The 26,640-nt window shown below is 71.6% G+C and carries 31 protein-coding genes; 10 read left to right on the forward strand and 21 right to left on the reverse strand.

Annotation, left to right across the window (positions count from 1 at the left end; genetic code table 11):
• The first annotated feature begins 1 nt into the window (after position 1).
• From ACWCSD_RS05045 to ACWCSD_RS05055, 3 genes are read left to right on the forward strand one after another with little or no spacing between them, the layout of a single operon-like run.
• Positions 2-667, forward strand: a complete 666-nt coding sequence (locus ACWCSD_RS05045; RefSeq protein WP_352324052.1) for a potassium channel family protein — start codon at positions 2-4, stop codon at positions 665-667.
• Positions 667-1,326 (forward strand): potassium channel family protein, encoded by a 660-nt coding sequence (locus ACWCSD_RS05050; protein ID WP_352324051.1) that lies wholly within the window; start codon positions 667-669, stop codon positions 1,324-1,326. The genes ACWCSD_RS05045 and ACWCSD_RS05050 overlap by 1 nt, the downstream gene beginning before the upstream one ends.
• A gap of 2 nt (positions 1,327-1,328) precedes the next feature.
• Entirely contained in the window at positions 1,329-1,736 is a 408-nt protein-coding gene (locus ACWCSD_RS05055) for a TIGR03668 family PPOX class F420-dependent oxidoreductase (protein WP_387663955.1), read from the forward strand.
• Here ACWCSD_RS05055 and ACWCSD_RS05060 read toward each other — a convergent pair.
• From ACWCSD_RS05060 to valS, 9 genes are all read right to left on the reverse strand, one after another.
• The gene (locus ACWCSD_RS05060; protein WP_449913164.1) at positions 1,702-2,184 is read right to left on the reverse strand and encodes an NUDIX domain-containing protein; all 483 of its coding nucleotides are present in this window, start codon (positions 2,182-2,184) and stop codon (positions 1,702-1,704) included. The genes ACWCSD_RS05055 and ACWCSD_RS05060 overlap by 35 nt on opposite strands.
• 695 nt (positions 2,185-2,879) lie before the next feature.
• Entirely contained in the window at positions 2,880-3,434 is a 555-nt protein-coding gene (locus ACWCSD_RS05065; RefSeq protein WP_449913166.1) for a Uma2 family endonuclease, read from the reverse strand.
• A gap of 3 nt (positions 3,435-3,437) precedes the next feature.
• Positions 3,438-4,109, reverse strand: coding sequence for a DUF3159 domain-containing protein (locus ACWCSD_RS05070; protein ID WP_387663949.1), 672 nt, complete (start codon positions 4,107-4,109; stop codon positions 3,438-3,440).
• A 4-nt stretch (positions 4,110-4,113) separates the two neighbouring features.
• The gene (locus tag ACWCSD_RS05075; RefSeq protein WP_352324045.1) at positions 4,114-4,500 is read right to left on the reverse strand and encodes an OB-fold nucleic acid binding domain-containing protein; all 387 of its coding nucleotides are present in this window, start codon (positions 4,498-4,500) and stop codon (positions 4,114-4,116) included.
• Between the two features lie 100 nt (positions 4,501-4,600).
• Positions 4,601-5,239, reverse strand: coding sequence for a DUF3710 domain-containing protein (locus tag ACWCSD_RS05080; protein WP_449913167.1), 639 nt, complete (start codon positions 5,237-5,239; stop codon positions 4,601-4,603).
• Positions 5,240-5,298: 59 nt separating this feature from the next.
• Entirely contained in the window at positions 5,299-5,739 is a 441-nt protein-coding gene (dut, locus tag ACWCSD_RS05085) for a dUTP diphosphatase (RefSeq protein ID WP_387663945.1), read from the reverse strand.
• Positions 5,736-6,290, reverse strand: coding sequence for a PaaI family thioesterase (locus ACWCSD_RS05090; RefSeq protein ID WP_449913169.1), 555 nt, complete (start codon positions 6,288-6,290; stop codon positions 5,736-5,738). The genes dut and ACWCSD_RS05090 overlap by 4 nt, the downstream gene beginning before the upstream one ends.
• A 75-nt stretch (positions 6,291-6,365) precedes the next feature.
• Entirely contained in the window at positions 6,366-7,529 is a 1,164-nt protein-coding gene (locus tag ACWCSD_RS05095) for an AI-2E family transporter (RefSeq protein WP_387663943.1), read from the reverse strand.
• Between the two features lie 110 nt (positions 7,530-7,639).
• Positions 7,640-10,117, reverse strand: coding sequence for a valine--tRNA ligase (gene valS, locus ACWCSD_RS05100; protein WP_449913172.1), 2,478 nt, complete (start codon positions 10,115-10,117; stop codon positions 7,640-7,642).
• A 107-nt stretch (positions 10,118-10,224) separates the two neighbouring features.
• On the opposite strand from valS, the gene ACWCSD_RS05105 reads away from it, so the two are divergent.
• Complete coding sequence (locus ACWCSD_RS05105) at positions 10,225-10,509, forward strand: DUF4235 domain-containing protein (protein ID WP_352324039.1); 285 nt, start codon at positions 10,225-10,227, stop codon at positions 10,507-10,509.
• Here the strand turns inward: ACWCSD_RS05105 and ACWCSD_RS05110 are convergent.
• From ACWCSD_RS05110 to ACWCSD_RS05120, 3 genes are read right to left on the reverse strand one after another with little or no spacing between them, the layout of a single operon-like run.
• Positions 10,442-11,875, reverse strand: a complete 1,434-nt coding sequence (locus ACWCSD_RS05110; RefSeq protein WP_397163505.1) for a trehalose-6-phosphate synthase — start codon at positions 11,873-11,875, stop codon at positions 10,442-10,444. The two genes, ACWCSD_RS05105 and ACWCSD_RS05110, sit on opposite strands and share 68 nt — an antisense overlap.
• Before the next feature lie 9 nt (positions 11,876-11,884).
• Positions 11,885-13,435: an FAD-dependent monooxygenase gene (locus ACWCSD_RS05115; protein WP_387663938.1), complete on the reverse strand. Its 1,551-nt coding sequence runs from the start codon at positions 13,433-13,435 to the stop codon at positions 11,885-11,887.
• Entirely contained in the window at positions 13,432-14,379 is a 948-nt protein-coding gene (locus tag ACWCSD_RS05120) for an MBL fold metallo-hydrolase (RefSeq protein WP_352359151.1), read from the reverse strand. The genes ACWCSD_RS05115 and ACWCSD_RS05120 overlap by 4 nt, the downstream gene beginning before the upstream one ends.
• A gap of 174 nt (positions 14,380-14,553) precedes the next feature.
• Here ACWCSD_RS05120 and paaI point away from each other — a divergent pair, with 174 nt between their 5' ends.
• Together paaI and paaK are read left to right on the forward strand one after the other, a co-directional pair.
• Entirely contained in the window at positions 14,554-14,922 is a 369-nt protein-coding gene (paaI, locus tag ACWCSD_RS05125; RefSeq protein ID WP_387665278.1) for a hydroxyphenylacetyl-CoA thioesterase PaaI, read from the forward strand.
• Positions 14,919-16,217, forward strand: coding sequence for a phenylacetate--CoA ligase PaaK (gene paaK / locus ACWCSD_RS05130; RefSeq protein WP_364328672.1), 1,299 nt, complete (start codon positions 14,919-14,921; stop codon positions 16,215-16,217). Before paaI ends, paaK begins: the two co-directional genes overlap by 4 nt.
• Positions 16,218-16,233: 16 nt before the next feature.
• Here paaK and ACWCSD_RS05135 read toward each other — a convergent pair whose 3' ends face one another.
• The 4 genes from ACWCSD_RS05135 to ACWCSD_RS05150 all read right to left on the reverse strand — a co-directional run bounded on the left by ACWCSD_RS05135 (position 16,234) and on the right by ACWCSD_RS05150 (position 19,738).
• Positions 16,234-17,043, reverse strand: a complete 810-nt coding sequence (locus tag ACWCSD_RS05135) for a hypothetical protein (RefSeq protein ID WP_358284617.1) — start codon at positions 17,041-17,043, stop codon at positions 16,234-16,236.
• Positions 17,044-17,137: 94 nt separating this feature from the next.
• Entirely contained in the window at positions 17,138-17,437 is a 300-nt protein-coding gene (locus tag ACWCSD_RS05140; protein ID WP_352324238.1) for a DUF4193 domain-containing protein, read from the reverse strand.
• Positions 17,438-17,777: 340 nt separating this feature from the next.
• Complete coding sequence (locus tag ACWCSD_RS05145) at positions 17,778-19,046, reverse strand: sensor histidine kinase (protein WP_449913189.1); 1,269 nt, start codon at positions 19,044-19,046, stop codon at positions 17,778-17,780.
• A gap of 38 nt (positions 19,047-19,084) precedes the next feature.
• Positions 19,085-19,738 carry a response regulator transcription factor gene (locus ACWCSD_RS05150; protein ID WP_349451511.1) on the reverse strand — a complete coding sequence of 218 codons (654 nt, stop codon included), beginning with the start codon at positions 19,736-19,738 and terminating at the stop codon, positions 19,085-19,087.
• Between the two features lie 80 nt (positions 19,739-19,818).
• Between ACWCSD_RS05150 and ACWCSD_RS05155 the strand changes: the two genes are divergently transcribed.
• Positions 19,819-20,628 (forward strand): WD40 repeat domain-containing protein, encoded by an 810-nt coding sequence (locus ACWCSD_RS05155; RefSeq protein WP_449913175.1) that lies wholly within the window; start codon positions 19,819-19,821, stop codon positions 20,626-20,628.
• Here ACWCSD_RS05155 and ACWCSD_RS05160 read toward each other — a convergent pair.
• Complete coding sequence (locus tag ACWCSD_RS05160; RefSeq protein WP_397160643.1) at positions 20,625-21,065, reverse strand: ATP-binding protein; 441 nt, start codon at positions 21,063-21,065, stop codon at positions 20,625-20,627. The genes ACWCSD_RS05155 and ACWCSD_RS05160 overlap by 4 nt on opposite strands.
• A 107-nt stretch (positions 21,066-21,172) precedes the next feature.
• Here ACWCSD_RS05160 and ACWCSD_RS05165 point away from each other — a divergent pair, with 107 nt between their 5' ends.
• Both ACWCSD_RS05165 and ACWCSD_RS05170 read left to right on the forward strand, forming a co-directional pair.
• Entirely contained in the window at positions 21,173-21,946 is a 774-nt protein-coding gene (locus ACWCSD_RS05165; protein WP_352352480.1) for a helix-turn-helix domain-containing protein, read from the forward strand.
• Positions 21,937-22,176, forward strand: coding sequence for a DUF397 domain-containing protein (locus ACWCSD_RS05170; RefSeq protein ID WP_352352481.1), 240 nt, complete (start codon positions 21,937-21,939; stop codon positions 22,174-22,176). The genes ACWCSD_RS05165 and ACWCSD_RS05170 overlap by 10 nt, the downstream gene beginning before the upstream one ends.
• A 20-nt stretch (positions 22,177-22,196) precedes the next feature.
• On the opposite strand, the gene ACWCSD_RS05175 is transcribed toward ACWCSD_RS05170, so the two are convergent.
• The gene (locus ACWCSD_RS05175) at positions 22,197-22,676 is read right to left on the reverse strand and encodes a hypothetical protein (protein ID WP_358292051.1); all 480 of its coding nucleotides are present in this window, start codon (positions 22,674-22,676) and stop codon (positions 22,197-22,199) included.
• A gap of 325 nt (positions 22,677-23,001) precedes the next feature.
• A complete protein-coding gene (locus tag ACWCSD_RS05180; RefSeq protein WP_449913178.1) occupies positions 23,002-23,733 on the reverse strand; it encodes a Mut7-C RNAse domain-containing protein in 732 nt (243 codons plus the stop codon).
• Between the two features lie 26 nt (positions 23,734-23,759).
• Here ACWCSD_RS05180 and ACWCSD_RS05185 point away from each other — a divergent pair, with 26 nt between their 5' ends.
• Positions 23,760-24,659 carry a TAXI family TRAP transporter solute-binding subunit gene (locus ACWCSD_RS05185; RefSeq protein ID WP_397160635.1) on the forward strand — a complete coding sequence of 300 codons (900 nt, stop codon included), beginning with the start codon at positions 23,760-23,762 and terminating at the stop codon, positions 24,657-24,659.
• Here the strand turns inward: ACWCSD_RS05185 and ACWCSD_RS05190 are convergent.
• Both ACWCSD_RS05190 and ACWCSD_RS05195 read right to left on the reverse strand, forming a co-directional pair.
• On the reverse strand, positions 24,650-25,975 hold the full coding sequence (locus ACWCSD_RS05190; RefSeq protein ID WP_397160633.1) for a sensor histidine kinase: 1,326 nt from the start codon (positions 25,973-25,975) through the stop codon (positions 24,650-24,652). The genes ACWCSD_RS05185 and ACWCSD_RS05190 overlap by 10 nt on opposite strands.
• Positions 25,972-26,637 carry a response regulator transcription factor gene (locus ACWCSD_RS05195; RefSeq protein ID WP_358292061.1) on the reverse strand — a complete coding sequence of 222 codons (666 nt, stop codon included), beginning with the start codon at positions 26,635-26,637 and terminating at the stop codon, positions 25,972-25,974. The genes ACWCSD_RS05190 and ACWCSD_RS05195 overlap by 4 nt, the downstream gene beginning before the upstream one ends.
• Between the last annotated feature and the right edge of the window lie 3 nt (positions 26,638-26,640).

Consider the following 26,640-nt stretch of genomic DNA (forward strand, 5'->3'; position numbering starts at 1 on the left):
TATGCATATTGTGATCATGGGATGCGGCAGGGTCGGTTCGACCCTCGCCCACATCCTCGAGGACAGCGGCCATTCCGTCGCCATCATCGACCGTGACCCGCAGGCGTTCCGCCGCCTGCGCGCGGGGTTCCGGGGGCGGCGGGTGACCGGCGTCGGCTTCGATCGCGACGTGCTCACCGAGGCCGGCATCGAGTCGGCGGCCGCCTACGTCGCCGTATCCAGCGGCGACAACTCCAACATCATCTCCGCGCGCGTGGCCCGCGAGACGTTCGGCGTCGACAACGTGGTGGCCCGCATCTACGACCCCCGGCGCGCCGAGGTCTACCAGCGGCTGGGCATCCCCACGGTGGCCACCGTCCGCTGGACGGCCGACCAGATCCTGCGCCGCATCCTCCCCGAGGGCGCCGAGCCGCTGTGGCGCGACCCCACGGGCACGGTCGTGCTGGCCGAGGTGGCCGCCAACCAGGCCTGGATCGCCACCCGCGTGGTCGACCTGGAGAGCCGGGCCGGCGCCCGCGTGGCCTTCATCAACCGCATGGGCGAGGCCCTGACCATCACGGACGAGACCGTGGTGCAGGAGGGCGACCTGCTCCACGTCATCGCGGCCGAGAACGACATGGACCGGATCAACAAGGTGCTCGCCGCGGCGCCGGAACAGGACGACTGATGCGCATCGCCATCGCCGGCGCGGGCGCCGTGGGCCGTTCCATCGCCTCCGAGCTGCTGGAGAACGGCCACGAGGTCCTGCTCATCGACGTCGACCCGCGGGCGATCAAGATCGACAGCGTGCCGCGCGCCGAGTGGCTGCTCGCCGACGCGTGCGAGATCGCCTCGCTCGACGAGGCCGGGCTCGGCAACTGCCACGTCGTGGTGGCCTCCTCCGGCGACGACAAGGTCAACCTCGTGGTGTCGCTGCTGGCCAAGACCGAGTACGGCGTGCCGCGCGTGGTGGCCCGCATCAACCACCCCAACAACGAGTGGCTGTTCAACGAGTCGTGGGGCGTCGACGTCGCCGTCTCGACGCCGCGGCTGCTGAGCGCGCTGGTGGAGGAGGCGGTCAGCGTCGGCGACCTGGTGCGGCTGATGACGTTCCGCCAGGGCCAGGCCAACCTGGTCGAGCTGACGCTGGCCGAGGACGCCCCGGTGGTGGGCCAGCGCGCCGGGTCGGTGCCGTGGCCGGTCGACTCCGCGCTGGTGGCGATCCTGCGCGAGGGCCGGGTGCTGGTGCCCACCGCCGACGACCCCCTGGAGGCGGGCGACGAACTGCTGTTCGTGGCCAGCCAGGAGGTCGAGGAGGAGCTCGCCCACCTGCTCTCGCAGCGCTGAGCATGGACGCCGGCCGCGCCCGGTCGCTGTTCGAGGGCGCCCGCGTCGCCCGCCTGGCGACGGCCGACGCGGCCGGGGTGCCGCGCGTGGTGCCCGTCACCTTCGCCGTCCTCGGGAACGACGTGGTCACCGCCGTCGACCACAAGCCGAAGAGCACCCACGACCTGGCGCGGCTGCGCGACATCCGGGCGAACCCGCGGGTCAGCCTGCTCGCCGACCACTACGAGGACGACTGGACCCGGCTGTGGTGGGCGCGCGCCGACGGCACCGCGACCGTGCGCGAGGACGGCCACGACGCCGCCCTGCGGGCGCTGGCCGGCAAGTACCACCAGTACCGGCGGCGGCCGCCCGAGGGGCCGGTGATCGTGGTCGCGGTCAGTCGGTGGTCGGGGTGGGCGTACTCGGGATGAGCAGGTCGCGGTGGGCGCCCTGCAGGCCCTCGGGCAGGTCGTCGGCGCTGACCCAGCGGGCTTCGAGGATCTCCAGCGGGTCGATCCTGAGCGTGCCGCCGACGAGCCTGGCCTCGTAGGCCACCTCGGCCCGCAGTCCGAACCCGCTGCGCACGCGCAGCAGCCGGCCGGTGCGCACGCGCAGGCCGGTCTCCTCGAACACCTCGCGTTCGACCGTGCCCTCGAACGTCTCGTCCCGCCTGGCGAACCCGGTGGGGAAGCCCCACTGCCGCCCCTCCTGCCACAGACGGTGACGCAGGACGAGCACCCGGCCGTCGGAGTCGCGTACGAGGCCGGTGACGCCGACCATGAAGGTGGCGTGGGTCAGCCACAACACCCGCCAGCGAAGCCGCCCGCCCAGCGCCTTCCACACCCGCGCCACCACCCAGCCCACCACATTCCCCCTCATCTCCCCCAGACTCCCACGCCCACCGACCTTCCGCTCCCCCGCTCCGGTTCCGCCCGCGAACGCCGTCCCAGCGGGTTCCGGGTTCACCGGCCCCAGCGGCGGAAGCCGCCCTCGGATGGACGACCTGGCCCGTGATCCAGGCGGCCCCGTCCGTGACGAGCCGTCGCACCCGCCGGCCGCCCTCCTCCGGCCGCCCCACCGGCCCGCCGTCAACGCGTCCCCGCCCCGACGGGCCTGCTCCGGTTGCATCGTGGCGGGCGGCGAACGCCCGCGTCAGCAGCACACTGGCCCGCGCGTTGACCGCCCACGCCAGGCCGAGCTCGGCGGTCCGCTCAGCCAGCGCCTGGCGGGAGCTGCGCGCGTGGTCGGCCACCGGCACGTCCACGCGTCCCCGACCCCGGTCCCCGGCCCGCTCCATCACGCGCTCAAGGGCGTCAGGTCGGCCTCCATGTGCATCAGCTCGTCACCAAGTGCCGCCCAGCGCGCCGAGCATGCCGTCGATGCCCGCCGGGTTACCGCGCCAGGGCCCTGCGAGGGCCAGGACCGCGCCGCAACCCGCGCGGCGGACGCCGACAGCTCGCGCGCCACCGCGAACCCGATGTCCGCCCGGTGGCTCCCCCCGGTCCCCACCGGCCACTGGCCCCGCCAGGGGTCCTCGTCCATGGCTCGTCCGAGCATCATGGCGGGCCGAGGGGTCAGAGGCGATGGATCCGGCTCAGGTCGACGTCGAGGTCGAAGGGGACGGTCAGCTTGAGCCTGTCGTGGTGGATGCCGGTGAGCGCGTAGGCGCGGGTGGCGGGGTCCCGCTCGTAGACGTATACGACGGGCTCGCCGCCGTCGTCCTCGACCCGCCAGAAGTGCGGAATCCCGGCCGCGGCATAGAGAGCCGGCTTACGGTCGCGGTACTCGGCCGGGGCGACCTCGGCGGCCAGCAGCAGATCGTGGGCCCGGTAGAAGGTCTCGCCGCCGTCGTCACGCACCGCGCCCGCCCTGACCACGCTGACGTCCGGCTGGGGGCGCTGGCGGGCGCCCAGAATGACGCTCATCCCCCGCCGCACCCGGAACTCCAGGGGGACGGCCCGGCGCAGGCCGGCGACGAGCAGATCGACCACGGTCGAGCGGAAGGACGACTGGGGGCCCGCGCAGACCAGCCTTCCGTCGATCAGCTCCGTACGCGCGGGCAGGTCAGGCAGACGGTCGAGGTCTTCCGCGACGAGACCCCCAGGCTCGACCCGCCCGTCCTCCGGCATGGGTCAGGCCGGGGCGACCGGGGGCTTGATGGGGGTGCGGCCGCGGCCGAGCAGCCAGAGCATCGCGGCCAGGGCCGCCACCTGCAGGGGCCAGCCCATCACGATCTTGGCGAAGCCGAGCGCGGCCACCGCCTCGTCACCGCCGCCGAACAGGTAGACCGGGCCCTGCACGGCCACCCGCACCACGCACGGCACCATGAGCAGCCAGGTCAGCCGCGTGCAGAGCCGGACGACGCCCGCGTCTTTGTGCCAGCCCACCGGGTCGTTGGTGACCGAGCCGATGAGGAACCCGACGACCGGCCAGCGGGTGACGATGGACAGCAACATGCCCAGCGAGTACGCGCCGTTCCACAGGATGCCGGGCAGGAAGTAGTCCTTCGCGTTGCCGGTACGGCTGGCGAAGAACGCGCCGATGGCGATGCCGATCAGGCTGTTGATCACGAACTGCGGCGTGGACCGCTGGACCACCCTGACCAGCAGGAGCACCACCGAGAGCGAGATGCTGACGATGAGCGACGTCTTCAGGTCTTCGGTGACGATCCACGAGACCGTGAAGGCGATCGTCGGCACCGCGGCCTCGATGATGCCGCGGACGCCGCCGAAGGCCTTGGCGAGCTGGGCTCGCACCGCCGCCTCGACGGTCTCGTGCGCGGCCTCTTCCGCCTCAGCACTCACCTGATCAACTCCCTGGGCGCAGTTCGTATCGCGGATTGAACATCACCTTGCGCCCGTCCTGCATACTGACCAGGCCCTCGGCCTTGACCGTGCGGCCCGGCTCGATGCCGACGATCTTGCGGCGGCCGAGCCACACCAGGTCGATCACGTCGGACCCGTCGTACAGCTCGGCCTCCAGGGCGGGGGCGCCGCCCCTCGGACGCAATGTCACCGTACGTAGCGTACCCGCTACACAGAACCTGCGGCGCCCGCCACACGACACGATGGGCGTCGCGCCGACCTCGTCGGCGTCTTCCCGCAGTTCCTGGGCCTCGATCTCCGACTGGGTGGTGGCCAGCCGGCTGAAGAAGCCGCGCAATCCCCCGCGTTTCGGAGGCTCTGCCGTACTCATGATGGTTCAGCCTATGTGATGGTAAGCCGTCAGCGAATAGCCGATGGGGGTCTTGGGAATGTCGCCGGGCTGGGCCGGGCGGGGCCCGGAGAGGTAACGCTCAGCGGGTCTCGCTGATTTCCGGGCCGCGCTTGAAGGGGCTGAACGCCGGGCGTTCGTCCTGCTCGCCGGCCTGCCGCTCGTGCGGACGGCTCAGCGTGATGGGCTCCTCGCGGGCCATCGGCTCGTCGCCGCGCACGACCACGACGTCCTTGACGAAGTCGATGAACGCCCCGGAGACGCGCTCGTCGAGGGCGCCGGGGCCGGTGATGGCGGCCAGGAGGAACCAGCGCGGGCCGTCGATGCCGATGTAGCGGGCCGCCCGGCTGCCGCCTTCCATGGCGACCTCGCCGGCCAGCTCGACGCCGAACGGGCCCTCCTGCTCCTCCAGCGTCTTGGCCTGGGCGACGATCTTGGTCCTGACGTCGTCCCACAGGCCGGCCGAGCGCGGCGCGGCCAGGGCCTGGAGCTGCAGCGAGCTGTCCTCGTACAGGACGACGACACCGACGTGCTGGTCGCCGAGCGAGGCCAGGCGCACGTCGAAGTCGGGGTTGTGCGGCAGCCGCAGGCCGCCGAGGTCGATCCTGTCCGTGTCGGGGTGGGGCTCGTCGGCGTCCCACGGGCCGGACTCGCGGGTAGGGGCCTGGGACTCCTGCTCGGCCACCGTCTCCGGCTGCTCACGACGACGACGTCGGAACACGTTCCTCACTCTCCCTGTTCGCGGGGCCGGAGCCCCAGGCTTGCTTCGGGCCGGCCGCTTCAGCGGCCCGTCGATCCGAATCCGTTGGCGCCGCGCACCGAGCCGGGCAGGCGTTCGACCTCGTGGAAGGCCGCGCGCTCGACCCGCTGGACCACGAGCTGGGCCACCCGGTCGCCGCGCTGGAGGCGGAACGGCTCCTTGGCGTCGGTGTTGATCAGCGTCACCTTGATCTCGCCCCGGTAGCCCGCGTCGACGGTGCCGGGGGCGTTGACGAGCGTGACGCCGTGGCGGGCCGCCAGGCCGGAGCGCGGGTGCACGAACGCGGCGTAGCCGTCGGGCAGCGCGATCGCCACGCCGGTGCCGACCACGGCCCGCTCGCCGGGCAGCAGCTCGACGTCCTCGGCCGCGTAGAGGTCGGCGCCGGCGTCGCCCGGGTGGGCGTAGGACGGCACCGGCAGCCCGGTGTCGAGCCGCTGGATGAGGACCTCCACGTCGCTCACGGGTTCACCTCGAAGTCCTGGTGTTCGGCGGCGATGGCCGCAAGGTCGCCGTGTTCAGCGAAGTGTTCCATGCTCACCTCGATGAACAGCGCCGCCGCGCGGACGGCGACCGGTCCGTCGGGGGCGCCGACGCGCCCCTCAGCCTCAAGGTACGCCTTCCTGCCCGTGATCCCGTTGCACCAGGCGCGCAGGTGGAGTGTCGTGCCCACGGGAACGGGGAGAAGGTAGTCGGTCTCCAGCCGGGCCGTCACATAGGGCTTGTGGAACAGGTAGACCGACATTCCGATGACCTCGTCCATCGCGGCGGCCAGCACGCCGCCGTGGGCGAGCATCGGCGCGCCCTGGTGGGCCTCCCCCACGGTGAACTCGGCCTCGACCGTGACGCCGTCGGGCGTGGCGGCCTTCAGGTGCAGGCCGGTCGGGTGGTCGCCGCCGCAGCCGAAGCAGCGGCTGTAGTGGGAGCCGAGGGAACTGCCCGGCGCCGGGGCGCCGGGAGGGGCCGCGGGCGCCGAGGCGTCCGGCGGCGGGGTGGTGAGGGAGGAACGCGTCACGGGTGACGAGGTTACTCGCTGCGGCCCCCGGACTCGTCCTCGACACCGGATCGGAACCGCCCGGCCCGCCTCACGTCACCCCGCCGCGGGAACCGCACCCCCGGACGGCGGCTCGCCGGCGGGAGGGACGCCTCCGGACGGCGGTTCCTCCGCCGGCGGCTCGTGGTGGGGCGGTGGCGGCAGGGCGGGCGGCTTGTGGCGCAGCTCGGGCAGCGCCCGGTAGATCACCGCCGCGACCGGCACGGCCACGGCCGCTCCCGCGATGCCGGCCAGGATGCCGCCGACCGACAGCACCAGGATGATCGCCAGCGGGTGGAAGTTGAGCGCCCTGCCCACGATCAGCGGCTGGAGCACGTGGTTCTCCAGCTGCTGCTCGACGATGAGGATGCCGAGGAAGATCAGCGCGTAGACCAGGCCCTTGGCGCCGAGGGTGACGAGGGTGGCGACGGTGCCGGCGAAGAAGATGCCGACGATGGGGATGAAGCTGGCGAAGAAGATCAGCACCGCCAGCGGCGCCCACAGCGGCACCCCCATGCCGGCCAGCACGATGCCCATGATGAGGCCGTGCACGGCGGCCACGGCCACGGTGCCCTGGACGTAGTGGGAGAGCGTGGTCCAGGCCGCCCGGCCCGCCCGGTCGACCCGCGGCGACATCGAGCCGAAGGCGCGCAGGAACCACGACCAGATGCGGTCGCCGTCCTTGAGCAGGAAGAACGTCACGAACAGCAGCAGCACGATGGACGCGAGCACCTCGATCGCGACGGCGCTGGCCGACAGCACCGTGCCGGTGATGGCGGTGCGCTGGGCGTTGACCATCGTGGCGATCTCGTCGACGTAGCCGGTGATCTGGGCCTGCTTCAGGTGCAGCGGGCCGGTGATCAGCCACTCCTGGACCGAACGCGCGGTGGCCTGCACCTGCGTGACCAGGTTGGGGAACTCCTCGCTGGCCCGCGCGCCGACCAGCCAGCCGGTGCCGGCCAGGACGGCGAGCGCGACCAGCATGGTCAGCCAGGTGGCGTAGATGGGCCGCAGGCCCGCCCGCCGCAGGCTCTTGGTCAGCGGGAACAGCAGCGCGGTCAGCAGCAGCGCGATGGCCACGGGCAGCGCCACGAAGGTGAGCCGGGCGATCGCCTGGACGAAGAAGTAGACGACCACGCCGACGAGGATCAGGCACCCGCACCATGCGGCCATCTTGGCCAGCACGGGCGGTACGAGTGTGGTGGGGCGGTCGATCTGCACGTGTTCAAGACTGGCACGTCCGGGCCGGGGATGCGCACCGATAAAACGCCGGGATGCCGGACGGGCGGTGAGGGAGGCGCCCCTCACCGCCCGTGCCGGACGGCCGCGCCTCAGCCCAGGTGCACCTCGACGGTCAGCACGTCGCCGCCGTCGAGGACGAACTCCTCGACGACTCCGGCCGCGCACAGGTCGTCCTGGGCCTGCCGGACGAGATCGGCCTCGGGCCCGGTGACGGTCAGCCTGGACACCTCGGCCCGCATCGACAACTTGGCCTCCGACTTGGCCTTGCGCATCCGCCGCAGCACCTCAGAGGCCACGGTCAGCACCGCCGGGTCGCCCGTGCCGCGCTCGGGAGCCGGCCAGGCGGCGCGGTGGACCGAGCCCTCGCGCCACCAGGACCACACCTCCTCGGTCACGAACGGCAGCACCGGCGCGAACAGCCGCAGCAGCACGTCGAGCGCCTGACGCAGCGCCGCGTGCGCCGAGGCGGCGGCCGGCCCGGACTCGTACGCCCGCGCCTTGACCAGCTCCAGGTAGTCGTCGCAGAAGGACCAGAAGAACCGCTCGACGGCCTCCAGCGCGCGGGTGTGGTCGTAGGACTCGAACGCCTGCGTGGCCTCGCGGGCCATGTCGGACAGGGCGGCGAGCATCGACAGGTCGACCGGCTCGGTGACCTCGCCGTCGCCGCCGGCCAGCCCGAGCACGAACTTCGAGGCGTTGAGGATCTTGATCGCCAGCCGCCGCCCGATCTTGAGCTGGCCCACGTCGAACGTGGTGTCCACGCCGTAGCGGCCGTTGGCGGCCCAGTAGCGGACGGCGTCGGAGCCGTGCTGCTCCAGCAGGTCGAGCGGGGTGACCACGTTGCCCTTGGACTTGGACATCTTCTTGCGGTCGGGGTCGAGGATCCAGCCGGAGATCGCCACGTCGGTCCACGGCAGCGCGTCGAACTCCAGGTGGGAGCGGACCACCGTGGAGAACAGCCAGGTGCGGATGATCTCGTGCGCCTGCGGCCGCAGGTCGTAGGGGGACACGCGCCGGTAGAGGTCGTCGTCGCTCGCCCAGCGGCCGGCGATCTGCGGCGTCAGGGACGAGGTCGCCCAGGTGTCCATGACGTCGGGGTCGGCCATGAACCCGCCGGGCACGCCCCGCTGCTCCTCGCTGTAGCCGGGCGGCACGTCGGAGGACGGGTCGACCGGCAGCGACTCCTCGGCCGGCAGGATCGGCGCGTCGTGGACCGGGTTGCCGGCCTCGTCCAGCGGATACCACACCGGGAACGGCACGCCGAAGAAGCGCTGGCGGGAGATCAGCCAGTCGCTGGTCAGGCCCTCGACCCAGTTGTCGTAGCGCACCCGCATGTGCGGCGGGTGCCAGGCCAGCTCGCTGCCGCGTTCCAGCAGCCGGGCGCGCAGCGCCTGCTCGCGCCCGCCGTTGCGGATGTACCACTGGCGGGTGGTGACGATCTCCAGCGGCTTGTCGCCGCGCTCGTAGAACTTCACCGGGCGCTGCACCGGACGCGGGTCGCCGTCGAGGTCGCCGGACTCGCGCAGCAGCTCGACGATGCGCTCGCGCGCGCTGTGGACGGTCTTGCCGGCCAGCTCCTTGTACGGCTCCGGCTCCACGCCGTCGGGCGGCTCGGGCAGCAGCCGGCCGTCCCAGCCGATGACCGGCCGGGTGGGCAGGTGCAGCTCACGCCACCAGGTGACGTCGGTGACGTCGCCGAACGTGCAGATCATCGCGATGCCGGACCCCTTGTCGGGCTCGGCCAGATGGTGGGCCAGGATCGGCACCTCGACGCCGAACAGCGGCGTGAGCGCGGACGTGCCGAACAGCGGCTGGTAGCGCTCGTCGTCGGGGTGGGCGACCAGCGCGACGCAGGCCGGGATCAGCTCGGGCCTGGTCGTCTCGATCCAGATCGGCCCGCGCTCGCCGTAGAAGGAGATGCGGTGGAAGGCGCCGGGCCACTCGCGGTCCTCCAGCTCGGCCTGGGCCACCGCGGTGCGGTAGGTGACGTCCCACAGCGTGGGCGCCTCGGCGAGGTAGGCCTCGCCGCGGCCGAGGTTGCGCAGGAACGCCCGCTGGGAGACCGCCTGCGACTCGTCGCTGATCGTGGTGTAGAGCAGGTCCCAGTCGACCGACAGGCCGACCCGGCGCCAGACCTCCTCGAACGCCTTCTCGTCGATGGCGGTGAGCTGGTGACACAGCTCGACGAAGTTGCGCCGCGAAATCGAGATCTCACGTTTGCCCGGCTTGTCCGGTGGAACGAAGTCAGGATCGTACGGCAGCGACGGATCGCAGCGCACCCCGTAGACGTTCTGCACCCGCCGTTCGGTAGGCAGGCCGTTGTCGTCCCAGCCGATGGGGTAGAACACCGACTTGCCGATCATCCGCTGGTAGCGGGCCATGATGTCGCTGTGGGTGTAGGAGAAGACATGACCGACGTGGAGGGAGCCGGACACGGTCGGCGGCGGCGTGTCGATGGAGTAGACCTGCTCGCGCGGCTTGGACCGGTCGAAGCGGTAGGTGCCCTCCTCCTGCCAGCGAGCTACCCATACCTGCTCCAAGCCGTCGAGGGTCGGCTTTTCCGGCATGGATGCATGGCGTAGTCGCTGTTGAGTCATGCCTCCTTATGGTACGGCTTCGGGGGCCCGGCAAGCGTTAGAGACTAGTGTTCGTTACATAGGGGAAGGGAGTTGGCATGGCGGAGGACAAACCCGACATCGCCTGGCGCGTCATCGGTGGTCTGGTGGGCATGGCGACCGCCTGGGGGATGAGGAAACTCCTCGGGTTCGTCTGGGTCAAGGCGACCGGCAAGGAGCCGCCCCTCGACGACGACTCGCCCGAGGTGAGCATGGGTGAGGCGATCGGTTACGCGATCCTCACCGGCGTCGGGATGTCCGTGGCGCAGATCGTGGTCAACCGGACCGCCAAGAAGCGCTACGACGCATGGAAGTCTGTGAAGCAGGTGACTCAAGGGCACTGAGGAACTCGCTCGCCCAGCGGTCCACGTCGTAGGTGGCCACCCGGCGGCGCATCGTGCGCATCCGCCGGGCCAGCTCGTGCGGCGTGGCCCGCATGGCGGCGATCATCTGCCGCTTGACGTCCTCGATGTCGTACGGGTTCACCAGGTACGCCTGCCGCAGCTCGTCGGCCGCGCCGGTGAACTCGCTGAGCACCAGCGCGCCGTGCAGGTCGTGGTGGCAGGAGATGTACTCCTTGGCCACCAGGTTCATCCCGTCGCGCAGGGGCGTGACGACCATGACGTCGGCCGCCAGGTAGAGCGCGGCCAGCTCGTCGTGGCCGTAGGACTGGTGGAAGTACTGGATCGGCTGCACCCCGATCTGGGCGTGCTCGCCGTTGATCCGGCCCACCTGCAGCTCGATGTCGTCGCGCAGCTTGCGGTACTCGTCCACGCGCTCGCGGCTCGGGGTCGCGATCTGCACGAAGACCGCCTCGTTCGGGCGCAGGCTGCCGTCCTTGAGCAGCTCGCCGAACGCCTCCAGCCGCTGGCCGATGCCCTTGGTGTAGTCGAGCCGGTCCACGCCGAGCAGCACGTGCTCGGGATCGCCCAGCTCGCCCCTGATCTCCTTGGCCCGCGCCACCACGTGCGGCTCGCGCACCAGCGAGTCGAGCTGCCCGAAGTCCACCGAGATCGGGAACGCCTGCGTGGTCACCACCCGGTCGTCCAGGAAGATCTCGTTCCCCTTGTACGGCAGCCCGAGCAGCCGCCGGCACAGCCTGCGGAAGTTCGAGGCGCCGCCGGGCAGCTGGAAGCCGACCAGGTCGGCGCCGAGCAGCCCCTCGACCAGCTCCTTGCGCCAGGGCAGCCGCCAGAACAGCTCGACGGGCGGGAAGGGGATGTGCAGGAAGAAGCCGATCCGCAGGTCGGGCCGCAGCCGCCGGAGCATCGCGGGCACGAGCTGGAGCTGGTAGTCCTGCACCCAGACGACGGCCCCCTCCTCGGCGGCCTCGGCGGCGGCCGCGGCGAAGCGCTCGTTGACCGAACGGTAGGTCTCCCACATCTCCCGCTCGAACACCGGCGGCGCCACCACGTCGTGGTAGAGCGGCCAGAGCGTGGCGTTGGAGAAACCCTCGTAGTAGAGCTCGACCTCGCGGGCCGACAGCGGGATGGGGATGAGGCTCATGCCGTCCTGCTCGAACGGTTCGAGCTTCTCGTCCGGCGCGCCGTGCCAACCGGCCCAGGCGCCGTGGCGGCGCTTCATCACGGGCGCTATGGCCGTCACGAGCCCCCCCGGGCTCCTGCGCCACGAGGCCGTTCCGTCTGGCTCGATCGTGCGATCGACCGGCAAGCGGTTCGCGACGATCAGAAACGAGCTACGGCCGGTCACGCAGTCCTCCTAGGGCTCAGGTCGAGGAGAGCCGCAGGCGCGGCTCACGGCGGCCGCGACCTCGTCCGGCCCCCCGCGGGGAATGATCGCGGCGATGTGGGCATCTGGCCTGATCACCCATGCTTCATCCGGCCGCGCACCGAGTCTTTCGGCGAGCGAGCCGGTCGCATCCATCTCCGTGAGCTCGCGGACGGCGAGCGGTGCCGTAATGACCTTGCCCAGGACCTGCACAAACAAACTCGAATCGCACATATCGCCCAACAGAATGAGGAAACCGTCCCGGCAGAACTCGCGCAGTCTGCCCTTCGCCAGCGGCACGTCCGGCAGGATCACTCCGGGGGCCGGATCGCACAGCGCGCCCTTCGGCGGACGCCCCCCGAACGGCCGGCCCGGCTCGGGCGTGGTGAGCGGCGAGTCCACGTACCAGTAGGGCTCGGCGAAGCGCCCGGAGTCCACCTCGGCGACCAGGCCGGCCTCCAGCACCTCCCGCCGCCTGGCCCGGTCCCGGTCCGTCCGCGGCGCGAGGAAGCGCATGGTGGCGGCGGTCACCTCCAGGTTCTCCCGCGCCGCCGCGTGCCGCTCGGCGTGGTAGGACTCCAGCAGCTCCGGCCCGGCCCAGCCGTTGAGCGCGAAGGCCAGCTTCCAGGCCGCGTTCTCGGCGTCGGGCACGCCGGAGTTGAGCCCCCGGGCCCCGAAGGGCGCCACCAGATGGGCGCAGTCGCCCGCCAGCAGCACCCGTCCGACCCGCATCCGCGAGGCGATGCGCGAGTGGAACCGGTACGTGCTGTGCCAGATCAGCTCGTACGGCCGATCCCCGATGATTTGCTGGATTTTCTGCGAAATATCGTCTCTTGTTGGGATGAAGTCCGGCGCGATCTGCCAATCGATCCGGTACGTCCCGTTGGGGCAGGGATGGATGAGGACCTGCCGGCCCGGGTTCCACACGGGGTCGAAGTAGAAGCGCCGCTCGTTCTCCCAGCCGGGCAGATCCGCCCGGATGTCGCAGATCAGGAACTGGTCGTCGAACGCCTCACCGTCGAAGGAGACGCCGAGCGACCGGCGTACCTGCTGGGCCCTGGCGCCCGCGCAGACCAGCACGTAGGGGGCGCGCAGCAGCCGCTGCCCGCACTGGACCTCCACCCCCGCCGGGTCCTGGACCAGCCCGGTGACCTCGTGGCCCCAGCGCACCTCGATGAGCGGCTGGTCGGCGATGACCTCGTCGAGCAGCTGCTCCGTGCGGGCCTGGGAGATGTTCACGCACGGCGGCAGCGGGCCCTGGCCGTCGAAGGACCAGGAGAACAGCTCGCGGTCGCGGTAGTACGTGCGGGCGGTGGTCCAGGCCAGCCCCTCCTCCGCCACCCGGCCCGCGCCCGCCGCGGCCCAGATGTCGAGCACGTCGCGCTGCTGGCAGATCGACTTCGAGCCGCCGCCGTCGCGGGCCTGCCGCCGGTCCAGCACCAGCACCCGGATGCCCCAGCGGGCCAGCAGCAACGCGGCGGTCTGGCCGACCGGGCCCGCGCCGACGACGATGACCTGCGGCACGGACTCCGCGGGCCTCATGACTGGAGCTCGTCCCACACTTCGCGGTCGCGCTCGGCGGTCCAGACGCGCGGCCGTTCGACGCCGTGGAGCTCGTCCCAGAGGCGGGAGACGTTGAAGGGCAGGCAGTGCTCGAAGATGGGCCAGCCGCCGTAGCGCGGCCGCAGGGCCCGGTGGGTGCGCTCGAACGCCTCCTTCAGCCCGCTCGCCGCGCCGACCTCGCGCAGCATCACGGTGAGGAAGTCGCGGCTCTGGGCGATGGCCGCCTCGACCTCGGCCTTGCCGTGGGCCACCGCTCCCCTGCCGCCGACCAGCGTCTCGGCCCCGAACGAGGCGACGCGGTCGAGCGTGCCGGAGGCCCATTCGCGGTGGAAGGCGTCGCCGGTGTAGAGCGCGGCCTGCGACTCGACCAGGTCGCCGGCGAACAGGATGCGCCGGTCGGGCAGCCAGGCCACCAGGTCGCCCTCGGTGTGGCCGCGTCCGCAGTGGGCCAGCACCAGGTCGCCCCTGCCGCCGCCGAGGTCGATGGTGAAGGTGTCGCTGAAGGTGGCGGTGGGCCAGGTCAGGCCGGGGATCGAGCCGGGATCCTTGAACAGGCGGGGCATCCGGGCGTACTCGCTGGCCCAGTCCTGCTCGCCGCGCTCGGCGATCAGCTCGCGGGTCTTGTCGTGGGCCACGACGACGTCCGCGCCGAACGCCGAGGCGCCCAGCACGCGGACCGCGTGGTAGTGCGAGAGCACGAGGTACCTGACCGGTTTGCCGGTGTGCTCGCGCAGCCTGGCCAGCCAGTCGCCGGCGGCCGTGGGCGTGGCCAGGGCCTCGAAGCAGACCAGGAAGTCCTCGCCCTCGATCGCGCCCACGTTGGGATCGCCCTCGGCGGTGAGCGCGTAGACGCCTTCCGCCAGCACCTCAAGGGACTGCCGCTTCTCACCGAGATCCGCCGACGAGGCGAACGGCTTGATCATCGTCTCTCCTCACGCGCTGAGGCCGACCCGCTGACGAACCAGGACATACCCCACAGACGGCCCTTGCAGCTGCGCTGCGCCGGCCCTCCCTTGACAGTGCTCGGCAGGACGGGGAAGTGTTTACCGAACATTCGGTCAGTAAGCAAGGGAGACCAGTTGGAGAGCGCGCGTCGCATGCTGGACGCCGACACCGCCTCCGCCGCCCTGGGCATCGAGCTGGTGGAGCTGGCCGAGGGGCGCGCGGTGTGCCGGATGGCCGTGACCGGCCAGATGATCAACGGACACGCCATCTGCCACGGCGGCTACGTCTTCCTCCTGGCCGACACCGCCTTCGCCTGCGCGTGCAACACGCGGGGCCCGGTCACCGTGGCGGCCGGGGCCGAGATCACCTTCGTCGCCCCCGCCCACGAGGGTGACGTGCTGGTGGCCGAGGCGGCCGAGCGCACCACCTACGGCCGCAGCGGCATCTACGACATCACCGTGCGCGGGTCCGGCGGCCGGGTGGTCGCGGAGTTCCGCGGGCGCAGCAGGGAGCTGAGATGAGGCCCTTCCCGCCGCCGTCGCCCGAGGAGCTCGACCCGGTCGAGCGCGTCTCCAGGGACGAGCTCATGGCCCTGCAACTGCAGCGCCTGCGCTGGACGCTGTCCCACGCCTACGACAACGTGCCGCTCTACCGGCGCAAGTTCGACGAGCACGGCGTCCGTCCCGGCGACTGCCGGAGCCTGGACGACCTCGCGCTCTTCCCGTTCACCACCAAGGAGGACCTGCGCGAGTCGTACCCGTTCGGCATGTTCGCCGTGCCGCGCGAGCGGGTGGCGCGCGTCCACGCCTCCTCGGGCACGACGGGCAAGCCCACGGTCGTCGGGTACACCAAGGCCGACCTCGACGTCTGGGCGCAGGTGATGGCCCGGTCGATCCGGGCGTCCGGCGGGCGTCCGGGCGACGTGGTGCACGTGGCGTACGGCTACGGGCTGTTCACCGGCGGTCTCGGCGCCCACTACGGGGCCGAGCGGCTGGGCTGCACGGTGGTGCCGGTCTCCGGCGGCATGACGGCCCGGCAGGTCCAGCTCATCACCGACCTGCGGCCCAGGGTCATCATGGTCACGCCGTCGTACCTGCTGGCGCTGCTCGACGAGTTCGCCGCCCAGGGCCTCGACCCGCGCGAGAGCTCGCTGGAGATCGGCATCTTCGGCGCCGAGCCCTGGACCGAGCGCATGCGCGCCGAGATCGAGGAGCGCTTCGACCTGCACGCCGTCGACATCTACGGGCTGTCGGAGGTCATGGGCCCCGGCGTGGCCAACGAGTGCGTCGAGACCAAGGACGGCCTGCACGTCTGGGAGGACCACTTCTATCCCGAGACCGTCGACCCGTTCACCGGCGAGCCCGCCCCCGACGGCGGCGAGCTGGTGTTCACCAGCCTCACCAAGGAGGCCATGCCGGTCATCCGCTACCGCACCCGCGACCTGACCCGGTTGCTGCCCGGCACGGCCAGGCCCGCCTTCCGCCGCATGGAGAAGGTCACCGGCCGCACCGACGACATGATCATCCTGCGCGGCGTGAACGTGTTCCCGACCCAGATCGAGGAGCTCGTGCTGCGCGTGCCCGGCCTGTCGCCGCACTTCCAGCTGCACCTGACCCGGCCGGACCGGCTCGACGTGCTCACCGTCAGGGTCGAGGCGCGGCCGGGCGCGACCGGCCGCGAGGAGGCCGGGCGCGCGCTGCGGCACGCGGTCAAGGCGGGCGTCGGCGTGAGCGTCGAGGTCGAGGTGGTGGACCCCGAGACGCTGGAGCGGTCGGTGGGCAAGCTCAAGCGCGTGGTGGACAGCCGGGACGTCTGACCTCGCGGCCGCCTGGCTACGGCGTCAGCTCGTCACGGGGGTCGGGCGGCGGCAACGACGGGCCCTTGAGGCGCAGGTCGGCGCGGATGGCCTTGCCGAGCTTGCCGGTCGCGCCGCGGTTGAGCGCGCCGCCGGCGACGGCTCCGGTGAGGAAGGGGCCGAACGTGGTCAGATGGCGCCCGAGCGTGCGCATGAGACGGTTGCGAAGAGCAGCCTTGGACGCGGCTCCGAGCGCCAGCGAGACGGACGCGGGGGCGAGGGGGTCGATCCCGCGCTGCTTGGCCCAGGCGGAGGCGAAGGCGAAGGCGCGCTGCGTGCCGTTGCCCTGGACGCGGACGCCGTAGACCTCGTGCAGCTCGGCCAGAAGCTTGACCTCGATCGCGGCGACGACGATGGTCTCCGCGACGAGCTGCGCGGGCGCGGAGAGCAGGAGGGGTGGTGCGGCGAACTGGGCCGCCGCCAGTGCTCCGCCGATGGCTCCGACCGTCATCGTGGCCTTCTGGGCGGTGCGCACCAGGTCGTCGGCGAGCTCCTCGCCGGTGAGGCCGTGATGATGCTCGGACAGCGTCGACAGGTCGCGGATGGGGATGCGGGGCGCGATGTTGAGGAAGACGTCGGCCAGCCAGCGGCCGCGGCCTGCGCCGCTCTCGCGGGCCTTCTTCGCCCCTGCGGCCAGGGACCTGGCTAGTCGGCCGAGCAGTCTGCGCCGCTCGGCCGGCTCCAGCTCACCGGGCGCGGTGAGCCGCACAACGAGCTCGCCGACCTCCTTGTCGGGGTCGGCGATCCCGTCGTCCGTCTGTTGCTTGTCCTTCTCGGGCTCGGCCAACGCGATGCCTCCGTCCTCTTGGTCGCGACCGCTCAGGGTAGGCGGGCTCGGTCATGCCTTGGGTCCCTCACCCTGAGCTCCTTCGCTCCAGCGGTCAGGCGGCGCACTCCCGGCAGATCTGCTGGCCGTTCTTCTCGGAGGCCAGCTGGCTGCGGTGGTGCACCAGGAAGCAGCGCGAGCAGGTGAACTCGTCGGCCTGACGGGGAATCACCCGCAGGGAGAGCTCTTCGTTCGACAGATCCGCGCCGGGCAGCTCCAGCGACTCGGCGAGGTCGGTCTCGTCGATGTCGATGCTGCCGGACGACTTGTCGGTACGCCGTGCCTGGAGCTCTTGGAGGCTGTCCTCCCCCAGGTCGTCGTCTGTCTTTCGCGGGCTGTCGTAGTCGGTAGCCATTGTGCTTACTCCATCCCCCTCATCTATATGTCTTCGCGCTCATCGCGCGTCTTCTAACGTCCGGGAGGCCCATCTTGTGCCCGTTCCGTCGGGGAGATTTTCCATCGGTACCCCGCGCGAACGGACAACGAACCTCCCAACACGACAGGGCCTGCTGCCGACGGCAATGGTTAGCCAAATATGGCGAAACCCACAGCCTTGGCGTCATGCACGACCGTGTTCGACGGCACATCCAACCACATGTACGGCGAGAACGAGACGCCCCCACTACATCAACACGCGGACGAACACCCCTGAACGTCACCCGTCGGCGCCCCATGGACCACTCAAGGACGCTCGGTCAACGCGTCGGAAGCCGAATCGTCACCACAAGTCCTCCGCCATCACGCGGCACCGCGGTCACGTTTCCACCGTGTGCCTGCACCACCGCACGGACGATGGACAGCCCCAGACCCGATCCCTTGGCCGATTCCACGCGGTCGGCGTGGAGCCTCCTGAACGGCTCGAACAGGCTGTTCACCTCGTACGCCGGGACGTGCTGCCCCGTGTTGGCCACCTGAACAACCAGCCCCCCGTCTGCCATTCCCGTCCGGATCCAGACTTTTCCGTTTTCGGGAAGGTTGTACTTCACGGCGTTCTCCAGCAGGTTGCTGACCGACCGCTCCAGAAGCACCGGGTCGCCCACGGTAGGCGCGCTGACCAGTTCGGCCACAACGGTCACGCCGTGTTCGGCGGCGAAGGGCGCGAGCTGTTCCACGGCCGTCTGCGCGACTTCCTGAACGTCGAGCGGTTTGCGCACCGCGAGTTCTCGTTCGCTCCTGGCGAGCAACAGCAGTCCCTCGATGAGCTTCTCGTTACGCGCGTTGACTTCCAGCAGCGTGCGGCCGAGCGCTTTGAGGTCCTCGGACGCCTCCGGATCCGACAACGCGATCTCCAGGACCGTCCGGTTAATCGTCAACGGCGTGCGCAATTCGTGGGAGGCGTTGGCCACGAATCTGCGCTGGGTGTCGAAGGCGATGTTGAGCCGGGTGAGCATGGCGTCGAAGGTGTCGGCCAGCTCCTTCAGCTCGTCGTTGGGGCCGCGCAGGGCGATGCGCTGGTGGGCGAGCGTGCTCTCCGAGAGCTTGCGGGCCGCGCTGGTCATCTGGGTGACCGGCCGCAGCGCCCGGTCGGCCACGAAGTAGCCGATGATGAGCGCGAGGATGCCGACCCCGGCCAGCGCCATGAAGGAGCTGGTGAACAGCGCGTCGCGCGCGCTGCTGACGGCCCGCCCCTTGGCCAGGGTCCACCGGTTCTGCATGATGGCGGCGTCGAGCGGGTCGAGGTCGTCGGTGATCAGGTCGGGCCAGGCGTTCTCGATCGACTTGCCGACGATCGAGTAGACGACGAACAGCAGCACCGCCGCGGCGGCGAACACCAGAGCGCTGTAGGTGAGCGTGAGCCGCCACCGGATGCTCACCTTGGCCGGCAGCCCCCTGACCCGTTCCAGGGTGCTGCGGGCGGGCGTCTCGGAGCCGGGCGGGGGCGGGCCGTCCCAGGCCGGCGGGCCGGTCGGGGGTGGCGCCTCCTGCACGCGCGTCGCCTTCCTTGCCGAATGGGGGCTGATCATCGGATGCGTCGGCCCCGCCCCGCGCTCTGGCCGTTCGCTCACAACTTGTACCCAACCCCGGGCACGGTCTCGATCACCTGAGGCTCGCCCAGCTTCTTCCGCAGCGTCATCATGGTCACCCGGACGACGTTGGTGAACGGGTCGATGTTCTCGTCCCACGCCTTGTCCAGCAGGTCCTCCTGGCTGACCACCGCGCCCTCGGCGCGCATCAGCTCCTCCAGGACCGCGAACTCCTTCTTGGTGAGCACGATCTCCTTGCCGTCGCGCTCGACCAGCCGCTTGCCCGGGTCGAGGCGGATCCCGGCCCGCTCCAGCACGGGCGGCAGGGCGGGCGCCGAACGCCGGCCGAGCGCGCGCACCCGGGCCACCAGCTCGATGAACACGAACGGCTTGGCCAGGTAGTCGTCGGCCCCGAGGCCGAGCCCCTCCACCTTGTCGTCCACGTCGCCGGAGGCGGTCAGCATGAGGATCCGCGAGGCCGAGCGCTGCTCGACCAGCCGGCGGCACACCTCGTCGCCGTGCACGACCGGCAGGTCGCGGTCGAGCACGATCACGTCGTAGTCGATGTAGGAGGTGCGCTCAAGGGCGCCGCCGCCGTCGTAGGCGACGTCGACGGCCATGGCCTCACGCCGCAGCCCGGTCGCGATCGCGTCGGCGAGCACCCGCTCATCCTCGACAACCAGCACTCGCACGCCTGGTACACCCTCTTTCCGGTTCCGGTGTCTCATTCTGCCTACAGGCTCGATAAGCGCACGGTAAGGCATGTCCAGGGGTGTGCCGGGCAGGGGCCGCACAAATTCATGTTTCAGAGGGCGATAACCCGGGGTATGCCGTCGCGCAGGCGTTCGGGCTGGCCGGGAAGGGGGCGGAGAAGGCCGACGCGCTCGCCTTCGACCCCGGCGGCCGGACCCTGGCCGTGCTGCCGTCCAGGTTCGAGGGGCCGCTGCCGCTGGAGCTGCACGACCTCACGAGTTCGCGGGCGCGGACCACGAAGGTGACGGGCGCCGGGCCGATGAGCTTCGCGCCGGACGGTTCGCGGCTGCTCATGGGAGGCCCTGAGGTGCGGCTCTACGATCCGGCGGGCGGGACCGCGCTGCCGTTGGGGGCCGAGGCCCGGCGGGTCGGCGGCGCCTTCGCCTACAGCCCGGACGGCCGCCAGGTGGCCTTCTCGCATCCTGACCGGATCACGCTGTGGGACCGGGACCTGCGGACCATGCTCGGCGCCTTCCCCAGCGTGCCGGGCGCGGAGCAGTTCGCGCTGCCGGTCTGGTCGCCCGACGGACGGCTGATCGCCACGTACGAGAAGGGCCCGCGGATCCGCCTGTGGGACGTGGCCTCGCGGCGGTACGTCGGGGTCGTGTTCGACGCGATGGCCGAGTCGACCGGCGACAACGTCTGGCTCGGCTTCTCGGCCGACGGCACCAAGCTGTACACCCTGGACGACGACGGCGCCTTCCGTACGCACGACCTCGACCGGCGGCATGTGGCCGCGACCGTGTGCGCCCGCGCCGGCCGCGCGCTCACGGCGGCGGAGTGGCGGGCGTACCTGCCGGGGGTCGAGCCGTTCGACGTGTGCCGCTAGGACGCCCAGGCGACGACCTGGAACCAGACCGCCTTGCCGGGCGGCACGGGGTTCCAGCCCCAGTCGTGGGACAGGCTGTGGACGATGGCCAGCCCCCGCCCCCGGCAGGCCAGCGGGTCGGCCTGGCCCATCCGGGGAAGGGTGGCGCACGAGTCGCGGACCTCCACGGTCAGCAGCCGGCCCTCCCGGACCACCACGACCCGGACGGGTTCCGCCGAGCGGGCGTGGGTGAGCGCGTTGGTGACCAGCTCCGAGACGAGAAGCTGGGCGATCTCGACGGCGGCCTCCGCCGCTTCGTGATCCTTGGCGACGTCGCGGACGAACCGCCGCACGGAGGAGACGCAACCGGGGTGCCGGGGCATCCGCCGTTCGCCGAGGACCGTGTCCGGCAGGGGCCGCCGGTCGGCGAGCGTCACGGCGGGACTTTCGGATTTCATGTGGCCAGCGTGACGCCATATGACTACGGTCGGTAGTGATCTGATTGCAAGGAGTGGACTTTGAAGTCCGTGCCGTTGGCGTTGAACCCGGGCGAGGGGAGGGCAGGGTGGCCGACTTCTACGCGCCTCAGGCGATATGGGGCAGAGAGTTGCGGCACTACCGGAAGGCGGCGGGCCTGACACAGGGGCAGCTCGCCGAGCGCATCCATTTCAGCGAGGGCCTGATCAGCGGCGTCGAGACCGGTCAGCTCCCGGCCAGCCCCGAGTTCGCCGAGGCCTGCGACAAGGCCCTCGGCACCGGCGGAGCCCTGCGCCGCCTGCTCGACTGGCGCAAGGGTCAGATCTTCCCCTCCTGGTTCGGCAAGTGGCACGAGAAGGAGCAGGCGGCGCTCACCCTGCGCACCTACGAGCCGCTCCTGGTGCCCGGCCTCCTGCAGACCGAGCAGTACGCCCGCGCCCTGCTGCGCGGCAACGAGGCCGCGGTGGCCGCGCGCATGGAGAGGCAGGCGATCCTTGCCCGCGACGACCCTCCGTCGCTGCGCTGCGTCATCGACGAGGCGGTGCTGTTCCGGCCCATCGGCGGGCCGGAGCTGATGAAGGGTCAACTGCGGCGGCTGCTCGACGCGGTCACCCCGCGGCTCAGCATCCAGGTCCTCCCGCACGGGCTGCACTCCGGCTTGACGGGTGGCTTCGTGATCGCGACCCTGGACGGAGGCTCCGAGGTGTTGTACGCGGAAACCGCGGTGCGCGGCATCACGACGAGCGATCATGAGGACGTCTCGGCGGCCGTGGAGCGGTTCGAGGCCATCCGTACCGAGGCGTTGCCCTTGAGCATGTCCCTTGAAACGATAAAGAAAGCCATGGTGGAACGATGGACCTGAGCTGTGTCCAGTGGCAGAAGTCCAGTTTTTCCGGCGACAACGGCGGCAACTGCGTCGAGATCGCCGAGCTCAAGAACGTTCCTGGCGGCCCTGCGCACAAGGGCGGGCAGGCTGAGCTGGTCGTCGTGCGTGACTCCAAGGACCCCGACGGGCCCAAGCTGTTCTTCACGCCCGCCGAGTGGGACGCGTTCGTGGCGGGCGTGAAGGCGAGCGAGTTCGACCGCGCCTGACGGCGAGGTCACGGTGGGGTTCAGCAGGTGGCGGGGCCGGCGTCCCGCTGGACCTCTATGGAGGGCGTCTCGCCCACGTGCGGCGGCATCGCGGACGCGGACATCAGCGGATCGCCCGGGGTGCCGCCGACCTTCTCCAGGAAGTCGGCCCACTCGGTCGGCACGGTGAGCGCGGTGATCGCGTACCACTCCCCGGCCATCGCGGGGTCGCCGCCTTCGAGCGAGACGGGCACGTCCCACTGGCCGGAGGCCCGCACGGGGTCGACGCGGTAGAAGCGGGTGTGTCTGGTGCGCGGCGTGCCGGTCGTCCGGCGTACGCCGATCAGCAGGGTCGTGCCCTCGGGCAGCGTGGCGGTGCCTCTCACCAGCGGGCAGGGCGAGGCGGTGGCCCCAGGGCCGGTGACGGGCGCGGTGATGACGAGCCGGGGCGTCTCCCGCTCGCTCTGCGCCTGGCTGTACTTCACCACGACGCCGGGCAGGCCCACCAGCGTCGTGGCCATGCCGACAATGGCGGTGGCCCACTTCCTTCTGACGCTCCATACGCGTGGAGCGGGCCCGGCGCCGTGGCCGAGCTTTCGATTCTTGGCCATTTGCGGTATTTCCCCCGATCGTGCGCCGCGAGATGGATACGCGGAAACGCGACGTATCCGAATTTTTCCGGATAAACGTCGAATTGGAGTCTTTTGCTCAACGGGGTGGAAGGGTGTCAGTATGCACCCGATTTCGGGTGATGCCGTTTCCCCTGCTCATACCCTTGATCGTCCGCGTAACCCCCGGCCGAGGGTGTTTTTGAGATCAACTTGACGGTCGTTCTCAAAGCGCGAATCAGCGGCTATTGGCCCAAATGCGCGCCGATTGCACGATCTCCTCAAGGTTGTCGCTGTGCGCGCCCTGCCAGTAGACCTGTCCGCAGTCGCCGCACCGGCCGTAGGCGTCGTAGCTGCGCCGGGTGCCGGCCTCCAGCAGCGGCCCGACCTCCTCCTTCGTCACCGGCACGAGCACGCCGTTGCAGGCCGTGCAGCGCGTCCACGGAGCCAGCGGCGGCTCGAAGCGTTCGAGCACGTCGCGGAGCTGGTCGGCGGCGCGCGAGCCGTGGACGTAGGCGCCCAGCCACAGCGCGCGGCGGCGCAGCAGGCCGCGGTCCTGGGTGAGCAGCACCCGACGCTCCTCGTTGGCCTGGACCACCAGCGCCGGATCGTCCATGTCGTTGTGGTACGCGGTGTCCACGCCGAGCAGGCGCAACCGCCGGGCCAGCGTGCCGAGGTGCACGTCGAGCAGGAACCGCGGCTCGGCGGGCAGCGGCTGCGGCCGGGGCATCGGGTGCACCTCGACCGTCTCGCCCGGCGCGAGCAGGTGGGACGGGGCCACGCCGCGGCCTTCCGACAGCATCGGCCCCGCCTCGGTCAGCGGGATGCCGAGCGACTCCACGTGATGGCCGAGCGTCGAGGTGCCGTCGGTGGTCACCCGCTGCCACTCCCCGCGGCGGCTCACGGGCACGAACATCCTCAGCTCGGCGGCGATGCGCAGGCGTGCGTCCCGTTCGGTCACACTGTCCATTCTGCGTGACCGGATACCGTGACATCATGCCCATGTCCCGCCGAGCCTTCCTCGGGCTCGCCGCGCTCGCGGCCGGCTGCTCCACGGCCAGGCCCGCCGAGCTGCGGCTGGTCACCGGGCTGGCGGGCGGCCCGTACGGCGCGCTCGGGCAGCGGCTGGCGGGCGAGCTGCGGCACGACGGGCTGACCGTGCGGGTGGTGGAGACCGCGGCCAGCGTCCAGAACCTCACCATGATGGCCGGCGGCCGGGCCGACGTCGGGTTCGCGCTGGCAGACAGCGCCGACGACGCGGTCAGGGTGCGCCACCAGCCGGTCTCCGCGCTGGCCCGGATGTACATGAACTACGTGCATCTGGTCGTGCGCGAGGGCGCGCGCATCACCGGCGTCGGCGACCTGGCGGGGCGTCCGGTGTCGATCGGGGTCGAGGGGTCGGGCACGGCGGTGACCGCGACGCGCGTGTTGTCGGCCGCCGGGCTGCGCACGCCGCCGCAGATCACCAGGCTCGGCCTCGACGCCTCCGTCACCGAGCTGCGCGGCGGCCGCATCGAGGCGTTCTTCTGGTCGGGGGGCGTGCCGACGCCCGCGCTCGCCGCGCTCGACGACATCGCGCTGGTGCCGCTGGAGTCGCTGGTGCCGGTGCTGCGCCGCCGCTACGGGCCGGTCTACGAGCACGCCGCCGTGCCGGCCGGCGCGTACGGGCTGGCCAGGCAGGTGCCGACCGTGGGCACGCCGAGCTACCTGATGTGCCGTACGACGCTCCCCGACGACCTGGCCTTCACCGTCACCGAGACGCTCTTCCGCGCCCGCGACCGCCTCCAGGCCCCCTCGGCTCCCGGCGGCCGCCTCGACAGGCGTTACGCCATCGGCACCGGCGTCGTGCCCCTGCACCCGGGCGCGGCCCGCTACTACCGCTCGGTCTACGGCTGAGCCAGGGCCAGCTCGACCACCAGCCCGTGCGGCACGGCGGGCAGCAGCCGCAGGGTGGCCCCGCACGCCTTGGCCAGCTCGGCCGCGATGGCCAGGCCGAGCCCGCTGCCCGGGACGTTGGCGTGCGCCCCCGACCGCCAGAACCGCCCCAGCGCCTCGGCCCGCTCCGCCGCGCCCAGCCCCGGCCCGTCGTCGGCCACGCGCAGCGTCCCGCCGTCGAGCGTGACCGTCACCGTGCCGCCCTCGGGGACGAACTTCTGGGCGTTGTCCAGGGCGATGTCGGCGATCCTGGCCGCCGCCTCCGGCACCACCGCGCCCGCCGGGACGTCGGCCACCAGGCACACGCCCTTGGCCGCGTAGACCTCGCGCCACACCGCCAGCCGCTCGCCGAGCCCGGCCTCCTTGCCCGCCAGGCCCGCGCCCGCCTCGACCTTGGCCAGCACCAGCAGGTCCTCCACCAGCAACACCAGCCGGTCGAGCTCGGACATCGCCTCGGCGTACTCGGCCGTGCCCTCCTCGCGCAGGTGCGGCTCCAGGTTCTCCAGCCGCAGCCCGAGCACGGTGAGCGGGGTGCGCAGCTCGTGCGAGGCGTCGGCCACGAAGGCCCGCTGCCGTTCCATCGCCGCCGAGACCGCGTCGGCCATCGCGTTGAAGCGCTCCTCCAGCCGCCGCAGCTCCGACGGGCCCGCCCCGGGATGCGCCCGCGCGTCGAGCTGACCCTGCGCGATGGCCCGCGTGGTGCGGTCGAGCTCGGTCACCGGCCGCAGGATCCAGCGGGCCAGCCGCCGGGCCGCCAGCGCCGACCAGGCCAGCGCGACCAGCGCCCCCGCCGCCAGCGCGCCCCAGACCAGCGACACGTCCAGCCGGGCCTGCCCGGTCGGGGCCTCCAGCAGCACCACGCCGGACACCTGCGCGTCACGCCCGGCGGGCTCGGCCAGCAGCACCGTGGCCGGGCCGAACGGGCTGACAGTGGGCAGGTCCTCGGTCGTGCGGCCGGACAGCGCGAGCCGGGTCGCCTCCCGGTCGTCGGCCTCGAACCGGCCGGCCGAGACCAGGATCGAGCCGTCGCGGTCGCGCACCCGGACGGCCGCGCCGTAAAGGTCGGCGTAGCGGGACACCTCGGTGATCAGGCCCGTGCGGTCGTCGTCGCGGGCCGCGGCGTCGGCCAGCTCGGCGAAGCGGGTGGCGTCGGCGCGCCGGTCGAGCAGCAGGCGGTTGGTCCGGTGGGAGGCGTAGGCCAGGCCGAGCGGCACCGCCAGCGCCGCGATCAGGAAGACGATCAGCGTGGTGAACGTGACCACCAGCCGCGCGTTCATCCCGCCGGGCCCAGCCGGTAGCCGGTGCCGCGCAACGTCTCCACCAGCCCAGGACGCCCGGTCTTGGACCGCAGCCCCGCCACGTGCACGTCGAGCGACCGGGACGCCGACAGCAGCGGATCGCCCCAGACCTCGTCGAGGATCTCCTCCCGGCTGCGCACCACGCCCGGCTCGCGGGCCAGCAGCGCCAGCACGTCGAACTCGCGCCTGGTCAGCGCCACCGGCCGCCCGGCCACCGTGACCTGCCTGCACTCCAGGTCGATGCGCACGTCGCCGACGCACACCACATGGTCGCGCGCCGGCATCGGACGCGTGCCGCGCCGCAGCACCGCCTCCATGCGGGCCATCAGCTCGACCGTGCGGAACGGCTTGACCAGGTAGTCGTCGGCCCCCGAGCGCAGGCCGCGCAGCACCTCGCGCTCCTGCGTGCGGGCGGTGACCACGATGAGCGGCACCGCCGAGACGCGGCGCAGCCGGCGCAGCACGTCGAGCCCGTCCATGTCGGGCAGGCCCAGGTCGAGCAGGACGAAGTCGACGCCCCCCGCCAGGCGGAGGGCGTCGACGGCCAGGCCGGCGCGGGTGACCGAATGGCCGTGCCGGGCCAGCGCGGTGGTGAGCGCGGAGGCGAGACGATCGTCGTCCTCGACCAGGAGAACCCGCATGGT

This window comes from Nonomuraea sp. NPDC001684 (genome assembly GCF_053596515.1).

What these genes read in the sequence shown, in the direction of transcription:
- ACWCSD_RS05115 (WP_387663938.1), bottom strand. Translation starts at nt 13,435, where the DNA reads ATGAGGCCCGCGGAGTCCGTGCCGCAGGTCATCGTCGTCGGCGCGGGC.
- ACWCSD_RS05055 (WP_387663955.1), top strand. Translation starts at nt 1,329, where the DNA reads ATGGACGCCGGCCGCGCCCGGTCGCTGTTCGAGGGCGCCCGCGTCGCC.
- ACWCSD_RS05170 (WP_352352481.1), top strand. Translation starts at nt 21,937, where the DNA reads ATGGACCTGAGCTGTGTCCAGTGGCAGAAGTCCAGTTTTTCCGGCGAC.
- ACWCSD_RS05185 (WP_397160635.1), top strand. Translation starts at nt 23,760, where the DNA reads ATGCCCATGTCCCGCCGAGCCTTCCTCGGGCTCGCCGCGCTCGCGGCC.
- ACWCSD_RS05120 (WP_352359151.1), bottom strand. Translation starts at nt 14,379, where the DNA reads ATGATCAAGCCGTTCGCCTCGTCGGCGGATCTCGGTGAGAAGCGGCAG.
- ACWCSD_RS05190 (WP_397160633.1), bottom strand. Translation starts at nt 25,975, where the DNA reads ATGAACGCGCGGCTGGTGGTCACGTTCACCACGCTGATCGTCTTCCTG.
- ACWCSD_RS05175 (WP_358292051.1), bottom strand. Translation starts at nt 22,676, where the DNA reads ATGGCCACGACGCTGGTGGGCCTGCCCGGCGTCGTGGTGAAGTACAGC.
- ACWCSD_RS05075 (WP_352324045.1), bottom strand. Translation starts at nt 4,500, where the DNA reads ATGAGTACGGCAGAGCCTCCGAAACGCGGGGGATTGCGCGGCTTCTTC.
- paaK (WP_364328672.1), top strand. Translation starts at nt 14,919, where the DNA reads ATGAGGCCCTTCCCGCCGCCGTCGCCCGAGGAGCTCGACCCGGTCGAG.
- ACWCSD_RS05045 (WP_352324052.1), top strand. Translation starts at nt 2, where the DNA reads ATGCATATTGTGATCATGGGATGCGGCAGGGTCGGTTCGACCCTCGCC.
- ACWCSD_RS05145 (WP_449913189.1), bottom strand. Translation starts at nt 19,046, where the DNA reads ATGATCAGCCCCCATTCGGCAAGGAAGGCGACGCGCGTGCAGGAGGCG.
- ACWCSD_RS05160 (WP_397160643.1), bottom strand. Translation starts at nt 21,065, where the DNA reads ATGAAATCCGAAAGTCCCGCCGTGACGCTCGCCGACCGGCGGCCCCTG.
- paaI (WP_387665278.1), top strand. Translation starts at nt 14,554, where the DNA reads ATGCTGGACGCCGACACCGCCTCCGCCGCCCTGGGCATCGAGCTGGTG.
- ACWCSD_RS05180 (WP_449913178.1), bottom strand. Translation starts at nt 23,733, where the DNA reads ATGGACAGTGTGACCGAACGGGACGCACGCCTGCGCATCGCCGCCGAG.
- ACWCSD_RS05140 (WP_352324238.1), bottom strand. Translation starts at nt 17,437, where the DNA reads ATGGCTACCGACTACGACAGCCCGCGAAAGACAGACGACGACCTGGGG.
- ACWCSD_RS05050 (WP_352324051.1), top strand. Translation starts at nt 667, where the DNA reads ATGCGCATCGCCATCGCCGGCGCGGGCGCCGTGGGCCGTTCCATCGCC.
- ACWCSD_RS05195 (WP_358292061.1), bottom strand. Translation starts at nt 26,637, where the DNA reads ATGCGGGTTCTCCTGGTCGAGGACGACGATCGTCTCGCCTCCGCGCTC.
- valS (WP_449913172.1), bottom strand. Translation starts at nt 10,117, where the DNA reads ATGCCGGAAAAGCCGACCCTCGACGGCTTGGAGCAGGTATGGGTAGCT.
- ACWCSD_RS05065 (WP_449913166.1), bottom strand. Translation starts at nt 3,434, where the DNA reads ATGCCGGAGGACGGGCGGGTCGAGCCTGGGGGTCTCGTCGCGGAAGAC.
- ACWCSD_RS05060 (WP_449913164.1), bottom strand. Translation starts at nt 2,184, where the DNA reads ATGAGGGGGAATGTGGTGGGCTGGGTGGTGGCGCGGGTGTGGAAGGCG.
- ACWCSD_RS05105 (WP_352324039.1), top strand. Translation starts at nt 10,225, where the DNA reads ATGGCGGAGGACAAACCCGACATCGCCTGGCGCGTCATCGGTGGTCTG.